Below are 17,735 nucleotides of genomic sequence, written 5' to 3' on the forward strand. Positions count from 1 at the left end.
TTTAAACGTTATTCCGAAGGGGTTGAAGTGGCCCTCTGGATATGGAATCAGGGCGCGGTTGGGCGCGAGCTGCGTAAGAGGGGGACATGGACGTCTTCGGAGTGCACGATCAGCTCATCCGGGACTACCGGCAGTTCACGTCAGGGGCGGTCAACGTCCGGGACGACGACATCGCTGATCATGTGCGGCGGGGGCTGGACGCGGGGGAGCAATGGCCCGACCCGTGGCTGTCCCTGAACCCGTCCTTCGCGGACGGCGGGTCGGTTCCCGAACTGGTCCGATCCGGGATCCTGCATCCGGAGACCGAGCGCATCTTCCGGCTTCGCAAGGCGGAGGACTCGCTCGACGGCGAAGCGATGACGTTGCGCCAGCACCAGCGTGATGCGATCGAGGCCGCGAGGACCGGTGACAGCTACGTCCTGATCACCGGTACGGGGTCCGGCAAGTCGCTGGCCTACATCATCCCGATCGTCGACCGGGTGCTGCGGCTCCGTGAGCAGGGAGCACCGGCAGGCGTCAAGGCGATCATCGTCTACCCGATGAACGCCCTCGCCAACTCGCAGCTCGAGGAACTGGGCAAGTTCCTCCGCAACGGCTATGGCGAGGGCCGCGAGCCGGTGACGTTCGCCCGCTACACCGGTCAAGAGAAGGAGGCGCAGCGGCGCGCCATCCTCGATGACCCGCCGGACATCCTTCTCACCAACTACGTCATGCTCGAGTTGATGCTCACCCGCCCGCGTGAGCGCCGGCATCTCATCCAGGCCGCCCACGGGCTGCGCTTCCTGGTACTGGACGAACTGCACACCTACCGGGGCCGGCAGGGCGCCGACGTCGCGATGCTCGTGCGCCGCGTCCGGGACGCCTGCGACGCACGGGACCTGCAGTGCGTCGGCACGTCCGCGACGATGGCGACCGACAGCGGCACCGAGAACCAGGCGCGCACCGTGGCCGAGGTCGCGAGCAAGGTCTTCGACACCCCGATCGAGCGGCACCGGGTCATCGGCGAGACGCTCACGCGCTCGACCGAGGACGGCGGCTTCGACCCGGTGGAACTGGCGGTCCAGATCGCTCAGCCGCCTCGCGGCGCGACCTACGACGAACTGGTCGCCAACCCGCTCGCGCGCTGGATCGAGACCACGTTCGGCGTGGAGACCGAGAAGGGCACGGGACGGCTGATCCGCCGCAGGCCCACGACCGTACAGAAGGCGGCCACAGAGCTGGCGGAGCTGACCGGGATGTCCGGGGAACGCTGCGCCGAGGCCATCAAGACGACGCTCAAGGCCGGCTCGGAGACACCGCACCTGGGCATCAAGGGCCGGTTCCTGTTCGCCTTCCGGCTGCACCAGTTCCTGTCGAAGGGCGACACGGTCTTCGTGTCGCTCGAACCTGAGAGCGTTCGCCGCGTCACCCGCGACTACCAGCTGCGCGTTCCGGGCGAGCCCGACAAGCTCCTGCTTCCCCTGGCCTTCTGCCGCCAGTGCGGCCAGGAGTACCTGTCGGTCGCACGCGAGGAGCAGGCGGGCCGCACCGTCATCCGGCATCGCCGCGGTGATGACGACGAGGCCGGTTACCTCTATGTCTCCGAGCGCTCGCCCTGGCCCGAGACGACTGCCCAGGCGCTGGACGAGCAGCGCCTGCCCGACAACTGGCTCACACTCGACTCGGGCGGCAACCCCGAGGTGATCCAGTCCCGCCGCAAGTACGTCCCGCAGGTGCTGCGCGTCCTCCCGGACGGCACCGTCCTCGACCGCGACTCCGGCGCCACCGACGGAGTCCGCGCCGCGTTCGTGCCCACGCCGTTCGGCTTCTGCCTCAGCTGCGGAGTCTCCTACGAGCAGGCACGCGGCAACGACTTCGGCAAGCTCGCCCGGCTCGACCAGGAGGGACGAAGCTCGGCGGTGTCGGTGCTGAGCGGCAGCATCGTCCGCAGCCTCCAGGCGATGCCGGAGGAGGAGCTTCCCGAGAACGCCCGCAAGCTGCTGACGTTCGTCGACAACCGGCAGGACGCCAGCCTCCAGGCCGGTCATTTCAACGACTTCGCGCAGGTCGCCCAGCTCCGCGGCGCCCTCTATCAGGCCGCGCTTGCGGAGGAGGACGAGGGCCTCCACCACGAGAACGTCGCGCAGGCGGTGACCGCTCAGCTTCACCTCGACCATGCCGACTACGCCCTCAACCCCGAGGAGCTGTCGACGCAGCGCAAGCGCACCCAGCGGGCGCTGCGCGAGGTCGTCGCCTACCGCCTGTTCGTCGATCTCGAGCGCGGCTGGCGCGTGACCATGCCCAATCTGGAGCAAACCGGCCTTATCAGGATCGACTACGCCGACCTGGACGAGTTATCGGCCCTGGAGAAGACGTGGACCGGCACGTGCGGCCCGCTCCGCACCGCCGACCCGCAGACGCGCGCCGAGCTGATCCGCATCCTGCTCGACGAGATGCGCCGCGTCCTCGCCATCGACGTCGAATGCCTCACCGATCTCGGCTTCGAGGAGATGAGCAAGCTCTCCCGCCAGTTGAAGGACCCGTGGGCCCTCGCCGAGCGGGAGCGGATGGTGCCGGTCGGCGCCGCCTTCGCCCGCTCGGGCAAGGCGGGCGGCAGCCGCAGCGACCTCAACCTGTCCGGCCGCAGCAGGTTCGGCCGCCACCTGCGCCGCCCCGGACGCTTCCCCGCCTGGACGGACAAGATCGACACCGAGGACGCCCAGCAGATCATCACCGACCTGCTGCACGTCCTGGCCAACCACGGGCTGATCACCGAGGCGGTCCCGGCGAAGAACGGCGGAGTGCCGGGCTACCGCATCAACGCGGCCGTCATCATCTGGCGGGCCGGCGACGGCGAGTACGGCGTCGCCGATCCGCTGCGCTGGCAGTTCAACGGCATCGACACCCGCCCGCGCGTCAACCCGTTCTTCCGCGACCTCTACCAGAAGCAGTCCCGGGGCTTCGCGGGCCTGTTCGCCCGCGAGCACACCGCGCAGGTTCCCAGCAACGTCCGCCAGGACCGGGAGCGGGCATTCCGCAAGGCGAAGCTGCCGCTGCTGTACTGCTCCCCCACGATGGAGCTCGGTGTGGACATCGCCGGGCTCAACGCGGTGACAATGCGGAACGTCCCGCCGACCCCGGCCAACTACGCGCAGCGCAGCGGACGTGCCGGCCGGTCCGGCCAGGCCGCCCTGGTCACCACCTACTGCGCCAGCGGCAACAGCCACGACCGCTACTACTTCCGGCGCTCGGACCAGATGGTCTCGGGCTCGGTGGCCGCGCCGCGCCTCGACCTCGGCAACGAGGACCTCGTCCGCTCGCACGTCCAGGCGATCTGGCTGGCCGAGACCGAACTGCCGCTCGGACGCGCCATGCCGGAACTGATCGACATCGGCGATCCGGAACTCCCTCTCCTCCGCCATGTGCGCGAGCAGATCAACGCAGAGCCGGCCCAGGAACGTGCCCGGCAACGCGCCGAGCGGATGCTCGCCGGCCTCGTCGTGGAGCTGGAAAAGGACACCTCATGGTGGGACGACGAATGGCTCGAACGCGTCGTGCGATCGGCGCCGGGCGAGTTCAACGCCGCCTGTGAGCGGTGGCGGACCCTCTACAAGCGGGCCAAGGCCGAACGCGAACTCCAGCACGACCGCGCCGACGACTACACCCTCACCGCCGACGCCCGGCAGCGCGCCAAACGCCGCCGCGCCGAGGCCGAGACCCAGCTGAAACTGCTGCGCAACGAGCAGGACGGCGGCACCCTCTCGGACTTCAACCCCTACCGCTACCTCGCGTCGGAAGGCTTCCTGCCGGGCTACTCGTTCCCGCGCCTGCCGCTGGCCGCCTACATCCCCGGACGAGGCGGCAAGCTCGCCGACCGCGACGGCGACTACCTACAGCGTTCCCGCTTCATCGCCATCCGCGAGTTCGGCCCCGGCGCCCTGATCTACCACGAAGGAAGCCGCTACCAGGTCAAGCGCGTCCAGGTGCCCACAGAGGAGGGCGGCGACGTCGCGACCGGCGAGGCGCGCCGCTGCCGAAACTGCGGATACCACCACGAGCCGCATCCTGGTCTCGACATCTGCGAGATCTGCGAGACGCCGCTCCCCATCGCCACCGGCGGCTGGATGCAACTCCACACCGTCTTCACCGAACGCCGCGAGCGGATCTCCTCCGACGAGGAGGAGCGCCGCCGGGCCGGCTTCGAGCTGGAGACGTCCTACCGCTTCCATGACCACGGCAAGCGCCGCGGACGCCTGGAGGCGCGAGCGACCGACGGGGACGGGACGATAGCGAACCTCGACTACGGCGACAGCGCCACCGTCCGCGTCGCTAACCTCGGCTACCGGCGCGGCAAGGACCGCGAGACCGGCTTCTGGCTCGACACCGTCAACGGCCGCTGGCTTCCGTCCCGCGACGCCAAGGCCGCCGCGCCAGGAACCGAGCTCACCGACGAGGAGACCGGCCTCGCCGACGGCGAGACCGAGGACAAGGTCCGCAAGCTGCGCGTCATCCCGTACGTGGAAGATCGCCGCAACATCCTCGTCCTGACCCTCGCCGAACCGGTTCCCACCGAGACCGCGATCTCGCTCCAATACGCCCTGGAACGCGGCATCGAAGCCGTCTTCCAACTGGAGGACTCCGAGCTGGACAGCGAGCCGCTGCCGCCCGACAACGGTCCGGACCGGCTGCGGATGCTGTTCATCGAGTCCGCCGAGGGCGGCGCGGGCGTCCTGCGCCGCCTCCAGTCCGACCGGGACGCGCTGGCACGCGTGGCGCGGGAAGCACTGCACATCGCCCACTTCGACGCGGACACCGGCGACGACCTCGGCGGTCCGCGGCCGGAGAACCGCTGTGAAAAAGGCTGTTATGACTGCCTTTTGTCCTTCGGAAATCAGCTGCTCCACCACATGATCGACCGGCATGCCGTCCGCGACCTGCTGCTCCGCCTCGCGCAGAGCAAGGTCGAGCGGGACGAGCAGCCCGCCGTGCTGATCGAGAAGGCCGGAAGCAGCCTGGAGGGCGAGCTGATCACGTGGTTGCGGGAGCGCGGCTACCGGCTTCCCACCGAGCAGCAGGTTCTCGTCACCGAGGCGCTCGCACAGCCCGACTACGTGTACCGGCTGCCCGGACAGGCCAAGGTCGCCGTGTTCGTTGACGGCCCGGCCCACAACAGCGAGCACGTCAGCACCCGTGACGAGGAGGCCGAGGAGCGACTGATCAACACTGGCTGGTGGGTGATCAGATTCCGTTACAACGGCGACTGGCACGCCACGGTCTCAGCCCACCGGAGCATCTTCGGCCCCGGCGACAAGTAAACGGTCCGGCACCTTCCCCCCGAAAGGACCCCCAGAACGTGAGCATCAACGTGCCAGAGGCCGCCCAATTCGCCCCAGGTGTACTGGTTCGTGCGCGCGGCCGCGAATGGGTCGTGCAGCCCGGCTCTGATGCCGAGCTGCTGGTGCTGCGCCCCCTCGGCGGCGCACAGGACGACCTGGTCGGCGTGCTGCCCGCGCTCGAAAAGGTCGAGACGGCGAGCTTCCCGCCGCCCACCCCGGACGACCTGGGCGACCAGAGCTCGGCCGGGCTGCTGCGGTCCGCGCTGCGCATCGGCTTCCGCTCCGGCGCCGGGCCGTTCCGCTCCCTCGCCCAGCTTGCCGTCGACCCGCGCTCCTACCAGTTCGTCCCGCTGCTGATGGCGCTGCGGCAGGAGACCGTCCGGCTGCTGATCGCCGACGACGTCGGCATCGGCAAGACCATCGAATCGGGCCTCATCGCCGCCGAGATGCTGGCGCAGGGCGAGGCGTCCGGGCTGGCGATTTTATGCAGCCCCGCTCTGGCCGAGCAGTGGCAGGACGAGCTGCGCGACAAGTTCGGCATCCACGCCGAACTCGTGCTCGCCTCGACCGTCCCGCGACTGGAGCGTTCGCTCGACATCGGCGAGTCGCTGTTCCAGCGGCACCCGAACGTCATCGTCTCCACCGACTACATCAAGAACCCGAGGCACCGCGACGAGTTCATCCGGCACTGCCCGGACCTGGTCATCGTCGACGAGGCCCACACCTGCGTCGCCGCCGGCTCCACCGGGTCCCGCGACGGCCGCCAGCTCCGCCACGACCTCGTCAGCAAGGTAGCCGCGGACGCGTCCCGGCACCTCATCCTGGTGACCGCCACCCCGCACAGCGGCAAGGACGAGGCGTTCCGCAACCTGCTCGGCCTCCTCGACCCCGAGCTGGAGACCGTCCCGCTGGACACCGACGCGGGACGCCGCCGGCTCGCCCGCCACTTCGTCCAGCGGCGCCGCGCGGACATCCGCACCTACATCGGCGAGGAGACCCCGTTCCCCAAGGACCGGGAGAGCAAAGAGGTCTCCTACAAGCTGTCCGCCGAGTACCGGAAGCTGTTCACCGCCGTTGTCGACTACGCCCGCGAGCAGGCCCTTGACGAGAGCGACGGCGTCGTCCGGCAACGTGTCCGCTGGTGGTCGGCGCTCGCGCTCCTGCGCTCCCTCGCGTCGTCGCCCCGCGCCGCCGCGCAGACCCTCCGCACCCGCGCCGCCAACCTGGACGCCAAGACCGTCCCCGAGGCGGACGAGCTGGGCCGCATCGCCGTCATGGACCTCACCGACGACGACTCCACCCAGGCCGTCGACGCCGCCCCCGGCGCCGACCTGGAGAACACGGACGGCACCGCACCGCAGCAGCGGCTCCGCCGGATGGCCAAGCAGGCCGAAGCCCTCGAAGGCGCGGCCGACACCAAGCTGGGCGAACTGACCAAGCTGGTGAAGAAGCTACTCAAGGACGGCTACAACCCGATCGTCTTCTGCCGCTTCATCCCCACCGCCGAATACGTCGCCGAACACCTGGGGGACGCGCTCGGCAAAAAGACCGAGGTCGTCTCGGTCACCGGCACCCTGTCGCCGAAGCAGCGCATCGCCCGCATCGAACGCATGATCTCCGGCGCGCCCGCCGACGAGGACACCGACGAGCAGACCCGTCCCGAGCAGCGCGTCCTCGTCGCCACCGACTGCCTCTCCGAGGGCGTGAACCTCCAGGAGGGCTTTGACGCCGTCATCCATTACGACCTGGCCTGGAACCCCACGAGACACGAGCAACGCGAAGGCCGCGTCGACCGGTACGGGCAGCGCCGCGACGTCGTCCGCACCGTCACCCTCTACGGGTCCGACAACCAGATCGACGGGATCGTCCTCGACATCCTGATCCGCAAGCACGCCGAGATCCGCAAGGCCACCGGCGTCTCCGTCGCCGTCCTGGACGAGTCGGACAGCGTGGTCAACGCCGTCCTCGAAGGTCTGCTGCTCCGGGAGGAGGACGCCGAGCAGCTGAGCTTCGACTTCGGATTCACCTCCAAGCGCGACGACCTGCACGCCGACTGGGTGAGCGCCGCCGAACGCGAGCGCGCGTCCCGTGCCCGCTTCGCCCAGCACGCCATCCACGCGGACGAGGTGGCCCGCGAGGTCACCGAGATCCGCGCCGCGCTGGGTTCGGGTGCCGAGGCCGCCGAGTTCGTCCGGACGGCAGTGGTGAAGCTGCGCGGCCAGATCTCCCGCGAGGCCGCCGACGGCTCGTTCACCGCCGACACGGGCGGGCTGCCGTCCACGCTGATGAGCGGCCTGGAAGCCGTCCTCGGCCCGAAGAAGGCCCGCGAGATCGCGTTCCACTCGCTGCCCCCGGTCAAGCGCGGCGAGGCGGCGCTCGTCCGGACCGACGCGACCGTCAACACCATCGCCCGCTTCGTCCTGGACGCGGCGCTGGACCCGAAGCTGGACGACTGGCAGCGCCCCGCCCGCCGCTGCGGCGTAATCCGCACGACCGCCGTTCCAACCCGGACCACGCTGATGCTCGTCCGCTACCGGTTCCACCTCACGCTGCCGACCCGCGACGGCGGACGCCGCCAGCAGATCGCCGAGGACGCCCGCGTTCTCGCCTTCCGCGGCAGCCCCGCCAAGGCCGAATGGCTCAGTGAGGACGAGGCGCTAGCCCTCCTGGACGTGCGCGCGGATGAGAACACCGCGCCCGAGTTCGCCACTGCCACCGCGACCCGCGTCCTGGACGGCCTGGAAACGCTCCGCCCCCACCTCGACCAGTACGGCCGCGACCTGGCCGACAGCCTCCGCGCGTCGCACGCACGCGTCCGCGAGGCCACCCGCCGCCGTGAAACCGGCGTCGTCATCCGCGGCCTCCGTGTCGAGGCCGACCCCAACGCCGACGTCCTCGGCCTGTACGTCTACCTTCCCGTCACCGGAGAGGCCGCCCGATGAGCCGCACCAGCACCCTTCCCCTCGGCATCGCCTCCGTCGGCGGACTCCTCCCCGAAGAGACCCTGCTCCGCATCGCCGGCGGCAACAGCGACCTGCCCGGCGCCAAACCCGCCGCCTACCACCTGGCCAAGGACGAGACGGTCACCGACGTCGCCGAGCGCTCCTGGACATACCTGCGCGGACGCTACGCCGCGTTCAAGGAGCAGCTCACCGACGGTGACCCGGCCGTCGGCGTCACCCGCGAATACTGGCTCGGACGCCTCTTCCAGGAACTCGGCTACGGCCACCTGCCGCGCGTCCCCGCCGGGGGACTGCCCAGCGACGACGGCGAGAAGCAGTTCGCCGTCAGCCACCACTGGCAGCACGTCCCGATTCATCAGCTCGGCTGGGGCGTCGACCTCGACCGGCGCACCAAGGGCATCCCCGGCGCCGCCGACGCGGCCCCGCAGTCGCTCGTGCAGGAGTACCTGAACCGCAGCGCCGCCGCCCTCTGGGGCGTTGTTACCAATGGACGGCTGCTGCGCGTCCTCCGCGACTCCAGCGCCCTCGCCGGCTCCGCCTACGTCGAGTTCGACCTCGAAGCCATCTTCGAGGGCGAGGCGTTCGACGCGTTCGTGCTGCTGTACCGGGTCGCGCACTCGTCCCGGTTCGAGCACCAGGGCGAGGACACCGGCCCGGCCTCCTGCTGGCTGGAGAAGTGGCGCCAGGAAGCCATCGACTCCGGCGCGCGCGTCCTCGACCAGCTCCGCGTCACCGTCAAGGAAGCCATCGAGACCCTCGGCACCGGCTTCATCCAGCACCCCGACAACGAGGCTCTTCGGAAGGCGCTCAAGGACGCCGACAACAAGGCCGTCACCCCGGAGACCCTGCACCGCGCGCTGCTCCGGACCGTTTACCGCCTGCTGTTCCTCTTCGTCGCCGAAGACCGCGAGGTGCTGCTCTCCCCGGACGCACCCCAGACGGCCCGCGACCGCTACACCACCTACTTCTCCACGGACCGCCTCCGCCGCATCGCCGCCCGCCGCCACGGCGGCCGCCACGCCGACGAGTGGCAGGCCGTGACGCTCATCCTGGACGGCCTGAACCGGGAAGGCGGACGTCCCGAACTCGGCCTCCCCGCCCTCGGCGGCATCTTCGAACTCTCCGACGCCGACCACGCCCTGCACGGGCTCTCCCTCACCAACGAGCACCTGTTCAACGCCGTGCGGTCGCTGTCGCGCGTCCACGACCAGAAGGCCCGCCGCATCCGCCGCGTCGACTTCAAGCACCTCGGCTCGGAGGAACTGGGGTCGGTGTACGAGTCGCTGCTGGAGTACGTCCCCAAGCACGACCCGGCCAAGGGCGCCTTCGAGCTGCGGAAGCTCAGCGGCAACGACCGCAAGACGAGCGGCTCGTACTACACCCCGTCCTCCCTGATTGACACCCTCCTCGACTCCGCGCTCGACCCCGTCATCGACGACGCGGTGAAGTCCGTGAACACCGCCGAGGAGCAGGAGGACGCCCTTCTCGCCCTCACAGTCTGCGACCCGGCCTGCGGCTCCGGCCACTTCCTCGTCGCCGCCGCCCGCCGTATCGCCAAGCGCCTCGCCTTCGTCCGCACCGGCGACCCGGAACCGTCCAACGAGGCGATCCGTCACGCCCTGCGCGACGTGGTGTCCCGCTGCATCTACGGCGTGGACATCAACCCGATGGCGGTCGAGCTGGCCAAGGTCTCCCTCTGGCTGGAGGCCCTGGAGCCCGGCAAGGCGCTCACCTTCCTCGACGCCCACATCAAGGTCGGCAACGCCCTCCTCGGCACCACCCCGAAGCTGCTGGACGCCGGCCTGCCCGACGACGCCTTCAAGGCCATCGAGGGTGACGACAAGAAGTGGGTCACCGCCCTCAAGAAGCGGAACAAGGGGGAGCGCGAGGCGTACGAGAAGCGCCACCTCGGCGTGCAGGGCGAACTGTTCGACGAGACCGGCCTGCGAGCCGGCAACCACGGCCTGGCCCGCCGCGCCGCCGCCATCAGGGACGCGCAGAGCGATGACCTGACCCACGTCCACGCCCAGCAGAACGCGTACCAGCAGCTCCAGGAAGCGTCCGAGTACCTGGAGCAGAAGGAACTCCACGACGCCTGGTGCGCGGCCTTCGTCTGGACGAAGACCGAGAATCACGCCCCCGCCATCACCACCCGCGACCTCATCAAGCTCAGCCAGGACACTGAAACGCTCGCCCCGCGCAGCCGCGCCGAACTGCGGAAGCTCGCCAAGCAGTACCGCTTCTTCCACTGGCACCTGGAGTTCCCAACCGTCTTCGCCGTGCCGGAGGACGAGAACGCCCCCGGCACCGACCCTCAAACCGGCTGGACCGGCGGCTTCACCTGCGTCCTCGGCAACCCCCCGTGGGAGCGCATCAAAATCCAGGAACAGGAGTTCTTCGCCACCCGCGCCGAGGAGATCGCCAAGGCCCCGAACAAGGCCGCCCGCAAGAGGCACATCGAAGCGCTGGCCGATAGCGACGCACCTAACGACCGGGAGCTTTACGCCGAATTCCAGCAGGAACTGCGCAAAGCCACCGGCTGGAGCCATCTCCTGCGCACCTCGGGGCGCTACCCGCTGACCGGGCAGGGCGACGTCAACACCTACTCGGTGTTTGCGGAGACCGGCCGGACGATCATCGGCCCGAAGGGGCGCAGCGGCCTGGTGCTGCCCACCGGCATCGCTACGGACGCCACCACGGCTCCCTTCTTCGCCGACCTGGTGAGGAGTGGCAGGCTGGTTGCATTCCTGGAATTCGAGAACGAGGAGTTTCTGTTGAGCCGGGCCGTAGATCACCGGGTCCGGTTCTGCTTGATGACGATTGGTGGCCGGAAGGTGCGGGCGTACGAGGCCGACTTCGCCTTCGGCTCTCGGAAGATCACCGATACCGAGGCTCGGCGGTTCACGATGCCTCCGGAGGACCTCCTTCTCCTCAACCCCAACACGGGGACCGCGCCGCTGTTCCGCTCCCGCCGGGACGCGCGGATTACCCTGGGTATTTACCGCCGAGTCCCGGTGCTCTGGAGAGAGACACCTAGCAACAACCCGTGGAGCCTTTCATTCATGCGGATGTTTGATATGGCCAACGATTCCGGACTATTCCACACTCGCAAGGAACTGGAGTCGACGGGATGGATGCTCCAGGGCAACCGCTTCACACGCGGTGATGACACGATGCTTCCGCTGTACGAGGCCAAGATGATCCACCACTTCGACGATCGCCTCGGCACCTACGAGGGTCAGACCCAGGCCCAGGCCAACATGGGCACCCTGCCCCGCCTAAGTGCAGATCAAAAACGAGACCCTGACTATGCGGTGCTTCCTCGTTACTGGGTGGCTGAAGGTCGGGTAGAGGAACGGCTTCAAAAGCGCTGGGGCCGGAAATGGCTTATCGGTTTGCGAGACATCTGCCGTAGCACTGATGAACGGACAGCGATATTTGGCTGGATTTCACGTGTTGGCACGGGAAACACGTGGCCGATCATGGTATCGCCAACGGAGCGGATGGCCTGTTTGTATGCGAATATGTCAGCGTTCGTGCTGGACTACTGCCTGAGGCAGAAGATGGGTGGCACCCATCTGACTTACGGCTACCTAAAACAGCTTCCGGTTCTACAGCCTAACGAATATGATCACGCCGCTCCTTGGAGGGTCGGTGTTGACCTGCAGAATTGGCTGACATCTCGGGTTGTGGAACTCGTCTGTACAACCTGGGAGATGGCGGTGGCCTCTGAGTCGGGAGATGGTGCCCCGCCTTTCGTCTGGAATGAGCAGCGGCGATTCACGATCCGGGCCGAACTTGACGCCGCTTATTTCCATCTGTACGGGGTGGAACGGGACGACGTCGATTACATCATGGAGACGTTCCCGATCGTGAAGAAGAAGGACGTTGCGGCGTTTGGGTCGTACCGGACCAAGGAGCTGATCCTTGAGGTGTACGACGCCATGGCGCAGGCCATCCGTACCGGAGAGCCGTACAAGACCATCCTCGATCCGCCCCCGGGCGAAGGCCCCCGCCACCCCGAGTCCTCTCGCTCGTCGTGAGACGAACGCAGGGCCCACCAGCCGGGACCCGGAACATGCCCCGGATGGCTGACCTTGTAGGGCAGTCAGAGGTAGGGCGGCGAGAGCCGTGTTCGGCGTTGCCTGTGCATGGTGACTGTGCCGGCCGCCGTCGCTCGCTCCCCATGCTTCATGCCCGAGTCCGCTACTGGCCAGGTTCAGCCTCACCTGCGCCAAGTCGAGTGTTGTCGGCGCATAGTGTCAGTGGTAGGGGCTTGACTGGCTACATGGATGACCACGGACCACAGGAGGACCCCATGGAAACCGTGATCAGCAGATCCGAGACAGAGCTACGCGCGCAGCGTCAGCGACTGCTCGAACGAGCCGGGATCAACGAAGATGAATTGCGTCGCCGTGCCGAGAACTACCAGCTCACGGCAGAGCAGATGGACGTTCTAACGACGATCGACAACATCGATTTCCTACTCGGAGAATAAGTGCCCGAGGACGAGGACGAACTGAGACGTCAGGCCGAGCAGTTCGCCAACGAACTCACAAACACAGTGCGGGGTGTAGTAGGTCGCGATACGCCGCCGTTTCAGGCCGTGTATGAGAACGGCGGTCGACGTTTGGTGATCACAACCTTCGCGTCTGATAGTGAATTGCCGCCGCCGATTACTATCACTATCGGCAACGTCCCGAGGCTTGAGCTGAGCTTGACGCTCAAGGGGGTTTGGGATGGCGCGAAGGACTATCTGGCGATTGAAGAGTCCAAAGCGGCTGTCCGTATGGCAGGCGGCAAGGCCGAGCCATTGTTCCGCTGGGAGTACATCCGGCACCCCAAGAGCAATATCCCCGGAGCTCACTTCCAGATACACGCCCATCGTGACGAGGTCGTCTACATGCTGCTGACCGGCAGGAGGGCCAACCGCCGCATCAAGGACCGCGTCAACCAGCTCGATAGTCCCCGTCCAAGGATTCCGCAGCTGTCGAACCTCCACTTCCCTGTCGGGGGACCTCGATTCCGGCCATGCCTGGAGGACGTGCTCCAGTTCCTGGTCGAGGAATTCGGTATCGACTGCGAAGAGAACTGGAAAAAGGTTCTCTGTGAAGGTCGCAGAGGATGGAGGCGAATGCAAACCGGTGTTGTGGTACGGGACTGCCCGGACGAGGCGGTACGTGTGCTCCGGGATCTCGGTTACAAAATCGAGGAGCCAGATGAAAAGCCACCCGTAAGTCACAAGCTAATTATGTACTAAAGATTAGCGTGATGGCTTGATCACGGCAGTCGCTCATCGTCCTGAAGGGCCGATTATAGAAGGCGTTCGCAGAGTGAGTGTTCGGGGGGCGAGCCCACCCTGATGAACCCGGCCAGCCGCTTGCTATCCCCTGGCGGAGGAGAGCAGTGCCTGGATGAAATCAACCCACTCGCGGGGGGTGAAGTCCAGGATGGGGCCGGTGCCGCCTTCCTTGGTATCGCGTACGCCGATGGTGCCGTGGGGGGAACGGCCCACTTCCACGCAGTTCGAGTCCGGGACGCTGTGGCTCGACTTGCGCCAGCCGTTGTACTGCTGCTTCACGTTACGGGCCTGCCTGTTCGTTAAGCCGGTCGGCCGTGTCCGTCAGAAGAGAGAGGCTCTCCAGGGCAGGCAGTGTGGCCCGCCGGAGACGGTCATGTAGACGTTCATACCCTGCCACCTCATCGGGAGTCGTGTGAACCAAGCAATTACTGGTCTCGGCGACGACTAGGCACGGGTCGGCCGGATCGGGGAACGTGTAGATGGTGTATGCGGACGCTGGGAGGCGGCCGGGTGGGACGCGCGCGTCCAGCGGTAGGACGAGGATGGTGAAGCGCGGTTCACGCGTCACGAGCTGCACCATGTGCCGGAGCTGCGTCACCATGACCGGTCGCGGAACCGCCAGCCTCTTCAAGACGAACTCGTCAATGATGAACTCGACCGAAGGGCCTCCGCGCCGGAAGACGTTCTCCTGCCTCCGCTGACGTGCTTCGACGCTTTTCTCGGGCACATAGTTGATCCTGGAGCCTTCGATCTTGTCCAGGTCGATGAGCGCCCAGTGGTATTCCATGCACTGGAGAAGTCCAGGTAGAGCGGTCTGGTGGTACTCGCGGATCGTTGCGGCGCCGGACTCGATGTTGGCGTACATGCGCTGGCGGGCGCCCATCGTGTCGCCGTAATGGTCCCACCAGCCGCGGTCGGCGGCCTCCCGGGCGATGACGTAGAGCTCCTCGCACTTGTCCTCGGGAACCTTGAGGAAACGGAGGATGCCATAGACGTCACCCATGTCGGGGCGGGACCGGGCGTTCTCGAGCTTGGAGATCGTCGTGCGGGAGCGGAAGATCGCTTTGGACAGCTCGTCGGCGGTGACGCCGCGCTGCTCGCGCAGGGTCCGTAGTTCGGTGGCGAGTCGTTGCCGGCGGACGAAGGGACTGGTCACCGGTGACCTCCGTGATCGGGCCGGTGAGGGCTGGGGGCGAACTGCTGACCGGGGACAGCCGAGCTAATGACTAAGGGTTATCACGCGACCGCTCAGCGTGTCATCGATTGCGACTGTCTCGAACGGAACTCGACGAACGGCTACGTGCCGAGCGTGAACGTGCGCATCCGTGCACGTGCACGAATGTGCACGTCGGCCCGTCCGAACGGGGATGCCTTCGCCCTCGACGCTTCCCTCCGGTGCATAGAACAGCACCGGAGCTCCCGGTGGTTGCGGGGCTGGTCGTGGAGATCAACCCGTCTACCGGGAGCTCTTTGGTTTTCCAAAGGTGAACCGTCGACCTGCGATCACGTCGTGACCTGCATGCCCTCACACAGAGGATGGAATGGGGTCAGCGGTGGCACATGTCAGATGTGCTCGGGAGTTTGGGAGTCGTGTTGGTGTTCCAGCAGCCTCTGCGCGTGTTCTCGGACACGTGGGGCGAGTCGGGCGTGGATGGCGTCGCGGTCGGCGGCTTGGAGGAGGATGGCTGCGACGGTGAGTTCGGCGAGTCGGCCGTCGGGTGTTGCGAGAATGTCGGCAAGGGTGTCGCGGATGCGGGTCGCCAGTTCTGGGGTGGGGAGTGTGTAGGCGTACAGGTGGGCGGCGTCGAATCCGTGGGGGGCGGGGCCGAAGCCTTCCCAGTCGAGGATGGTCAGTTCGGGGCTGGTGAGGTTGGCCCAGTGGAGGTCGCCGTGGGCGAGGGTCCAGCGGCGGACGGTGGTGTCGATGCCGACGTCGCCGAGGTAGCGCGGGATGGTGCGGTGTATGTAGTCCTGGGTGATGACGGGCGAGCGGTCGTCCGGTGCCGGGGTGGCCGCGACCGCGCTGATAGCCCGCTGCAATCGCGTCCACCACGCGTCGGTCAGGGTGATGTGTTCGGTGAGGTCGGGGGTCGGGGAGCAGACGGGCGCGGTGATGTAGGTGCTGAGTTCAGCTCGGTAGGCGTATGTCTCGCGGATCCAGTCCGCCGAGTCGAGTAGCCGGGGGCGTGGGATCTCTGCCGGCAGGGTGGCGGCGGCTTCCTGGGCGCCGGTCCAGAGTTTTCCGCCTTCCTCGCCTGCTGGTGCCTCCAGCACGCGGAGCCAGGCGTTGCCGTAGGACGTCGTGACGGGTGCGCCGATGGTCCTTCCGCCGTGGCCCCAGGCTTCGACGGCGCCGTCTGCGGGTGCGCAGCCGAGTCGGCTCGTCGCGTCGGCGAAGGCGGTGTGCATCCGTTCGCGGATGTCGGGGTCGTCAGGCTCGGAGAACACGGCAGATGTCCTGGAGGTGCGTGAGCGTGATGGCTGGTCGCCGGAAGGCTCTGGATGCTTCTTGCCAGTGTGCCGTAGTCGAGGCCGACAGCAGAGCGCCGGTGAGTCCGGGCGTGGAGGCCACTACCGAGAGCGCCGCAGCGGCGTTCGAGGAGCCGGGGTCGATGAACTCGGCCAGGTCGGGCGTGACCAGGTCGGCGAGTTCGCCGCCGTTCAGGGGCGCGGAGGCCCACACCTCCAGCCCCGCCCCAGCGGCCTGTGCGATGGGGCCCGCGCCGTGGAGGGCTTCGGCGAAGGACGTGAGCTCGATGAGGCTCACGGGTAGTTGGATCGCCTGCAGATGGGTTCGGGTGCTTCCCGCTGCTCGTTGCGCCGCGGTGATGAGGTCTTGGACGGTGAAGGCGCCGCTGGTGAAGCCGCTCCAGGTGGCGATGCCGTAGCCGGCGATGTCGCCTCGCTGCGCGGTTTCCTCGAACGTCGTGAACGCTTGGATGATCTGTTCGAGTAGTCGTTCTCGGTCGCCGTGCGCGTCGTGTTCGGGGTTGTGCAGGTACAGCAGGTCGAGCCGGTCGCGGCCTATCTCGGTGATGTTGGCGGTGATGCGGTGTCGGAGGTAGGCGGGGGCGATGGAGTGGCAGCGGGCGGCCTCCTTGGGGGTGATGAGGCCCGCCCGTTGAGCGGCCCGGGCTTGGTGCCGGGTCATGTGGCCGGCCTTGGTGGAGATCCGCACGTCAGGGTGATCGGGTAGCAGAGCGGCCAGTTGGTCGTGTGCGTTGCCTTCGGCGTAGACGGGGGCGGTGTCGATGACGGTGACTCCCGCCGCGATGGCGGCGCGGGCGGCGGCGGTCACGTCGCGGCATCGGTAGGTGCCCAGGCCGAGCACCGCCATCACGCCTGTCCTACGGCGATGATTCCGCTGCGCAGCAACTGGTCGAGCAACTCGGCGGCCTGGTCGATGGTGACGTTCGCGGCCTCGGCCAGGCCACCGAGCGTGGTCGGCCCTCCGGAGACGAGCGCCTCCAAGAGCGGAGCTGCCTGGTCAGCGAGTGTCCAGCGTTGCCCGGCGGCTTCCAGGGTCACGGCCTGCTCGGTGCAGCGCAGGACCGCCCTGGTTGTCATGAGCCGGACGGGTAGGCCAGGGTCATCCGGGAGCCGCTCGCGCACTGCGTGCGGCAGCGAGAAGCCGGCTCGCGGCCCACGGGCAGCATCACACGCTGCCAGGTAGGTATCAATCACCGCCGGGTCGTTGAGGCGTTCGGTCAAGAGCTTGCCCACCTCGCAGCGCCAGGCCGTCTGAGCGTCCTGGTCGGCCAGGCGCGGGATGTCGGCGCGGACAAAGTCTCGTGCACGCAGGTCATCCACCAACCACGCCAGCAGGTCGACGCCGGTGTGCGTGGCCAGGCCGCAGGTCAGGTGGAGCGAAGGTTGCCCGGTGGACGCGGCGGCGGCGTGCCACCAGCCGCGCGGGACGTGCAGGGCGTCCCCGGCCTGGAGAGTGAACTCGTCGATCGGGTACTCGGGTGGCGTGTCGTCGAATGCGACGTCTCGATATAGCGGGGCAGGGCGGGTGGGGCCGTCGATACGCCATCGCTCGGCGCCCGACACCTGGAGGACGATGACGCCGTGATCGTCCCCGCGGCACCCGAAGCCTTCCTCCGCGCCACCCTGCAGCGCTGTCGACCTTCACGCCAGCCCGCCGACACCCCG

10 protein-coding genes are annotated in these 17,735 nt (G+C 67.7%); 5 read left to right on the forward strand and 5 right to left on the reverse strand.

Features of this window, described 5'->3' with window-relative positions:
• Positions 1–86: 86 nt before the first annotated feature.
• The 5 genes from HUX53_RS18585 (at position 87) to HUX53_RS18605 (ending at position 13,538) form a co-directional block, all read left to right on the forward strand.
• Complete coding sequence (locus tag HUX53_RS18585; protein WP_176404474.1) at positions 87–5,294, forward strand: DEAD/DEAH box helicase; 5,208 nt, start codon at positions 87–89, stop codon at positions 5,292–5,294.
• A gap of 38 nt (positions 5,295–5,332) precedes the next feature.
• Positions 5,333–8,257 (forward strand): helicase-related protein, encoded by a 2,925-nt coding sequence (locus tag HUX53_RS18590; protein WP_309237313.1) that lies wholly within the window; start codon positions 5,333–5,335, stop codon positions 8,255–8,257.
• On the forward strand, positions 8,254–12,321 hold the full coding sequence (locus HUX53_RS18595) for an N-6 DNA methylase (RefSeq protein WP_176404475.1): 4,068 nt from the start codon (positions 8,254–8,256) through the stop codon (positions 12,319–12,321). The genes HUX53_RS18590 and HUX53_RS18595 overlap by 4 nt, the downstream gene beginning before the upstream one ends.
• Positions 12,322–12,596: 275 nt before the next feature.
• A complete protein-coding gene (locus tag HUX53_RS18600) occupies positions 12,597–12,776 on the forward strand; it encodes a hypothetical protein (protein WP_176404476.1) in 180 nt (59 codons plus the stop codon).
• Positions 12,777–13,538 (forward strand): hypothetical protein, encoded by a 762-nt coding sequence (locus HUX53_RS18605; protein WP_176404477.1) that lies wholly within the window; start codon positions 12,777–12,779, stop codon positions 13,536–13,538.
• A gap of 123 nt (positions 13,539–13,661) precedes the next feature.
• Here the strand turns inward: HUX53_RS18605 and HUX53_RS18610 are convergent, their stop codons facing one another.
• From HUX53_RS18610 to HUX53_RS18630, 5 genes are all read right to left on the reverse strand, one after another.
• The gene (locus HUX53_RS18610; RefSeq protein WP_176404478.1) at positions 13,662–13,859 is read right to left on the reverse strand and encodes a DUF397 domain-containing protein; all 198 of its coding nucleotides are present in this window, start codon (positions 13,857–13,859) and stop codon (positions 13,662–13,664) included.
• 1 nt (position 13,860) lies between these two features.
• Positions 13,861–14,736: a Scr1 family TA system antitoxin-like transcriptional regulator gene (locus tag HUX53_RS18615; RefSeq protein ID WP_176404479.1), complete on the reverse strand. Its 876-nt coding sequence runs from the start codon at positions 14,734–14,736 to the stop codon at positions 13,861–13,863.
• A gap of 407 nt (positions 14,737–15,143) precedes the next feature.
• Complete coding sequence (locus tag HUX53_RS18620; protein WP_176404480.1) at positions 15,144–16,028, reverse strand: hypothetical protein; 885 nt, start codon at positions 16,026–16,028, stop codon at positions 15,144–15,146.
• The gene (locus HUX53_RS18625; protein ID WP_176404481.1) at positions 16,012–16,917 is read right to left on the reverse strand and encodes an aldo/keto reductase; all 906 of its coding nucleotides are present in this window, start codon (positions 16,915–16,917) and stop codon (positions 16,012–16,014) included. The genes HUX53_RS18620 and HUX53_RS18625 overlap by 17 nt, the downstream gene beginning before the upstream one ends.
• Positions 16,917–17,699 (reverse strand): cupin domain-containing protein, encoded by a 783-nt coding sequence (locus HUX53_RS18630; RefSeq protein WP_176404485.1) that lies wholly within the window; start codon positions 17,697–17,699, stop codon positions 16,917–16,919. The genes HUX53_RS18625 and HUX53_RS18630 overlap by 1 nt, the downstream gene beginning before the upstream one ends.
• Positions 17,700–17,735 lie beyond the last annotated feature (36 nt).

The organism is Actinomadura sp. BRA 177 (genome assembly GCF_013372625.1).
Classification (GTDB): Bacteria; Actinomycetota; Actinomycetes; order Streptosporangiales; family Streptosporangiaceae; genus Spirillospora.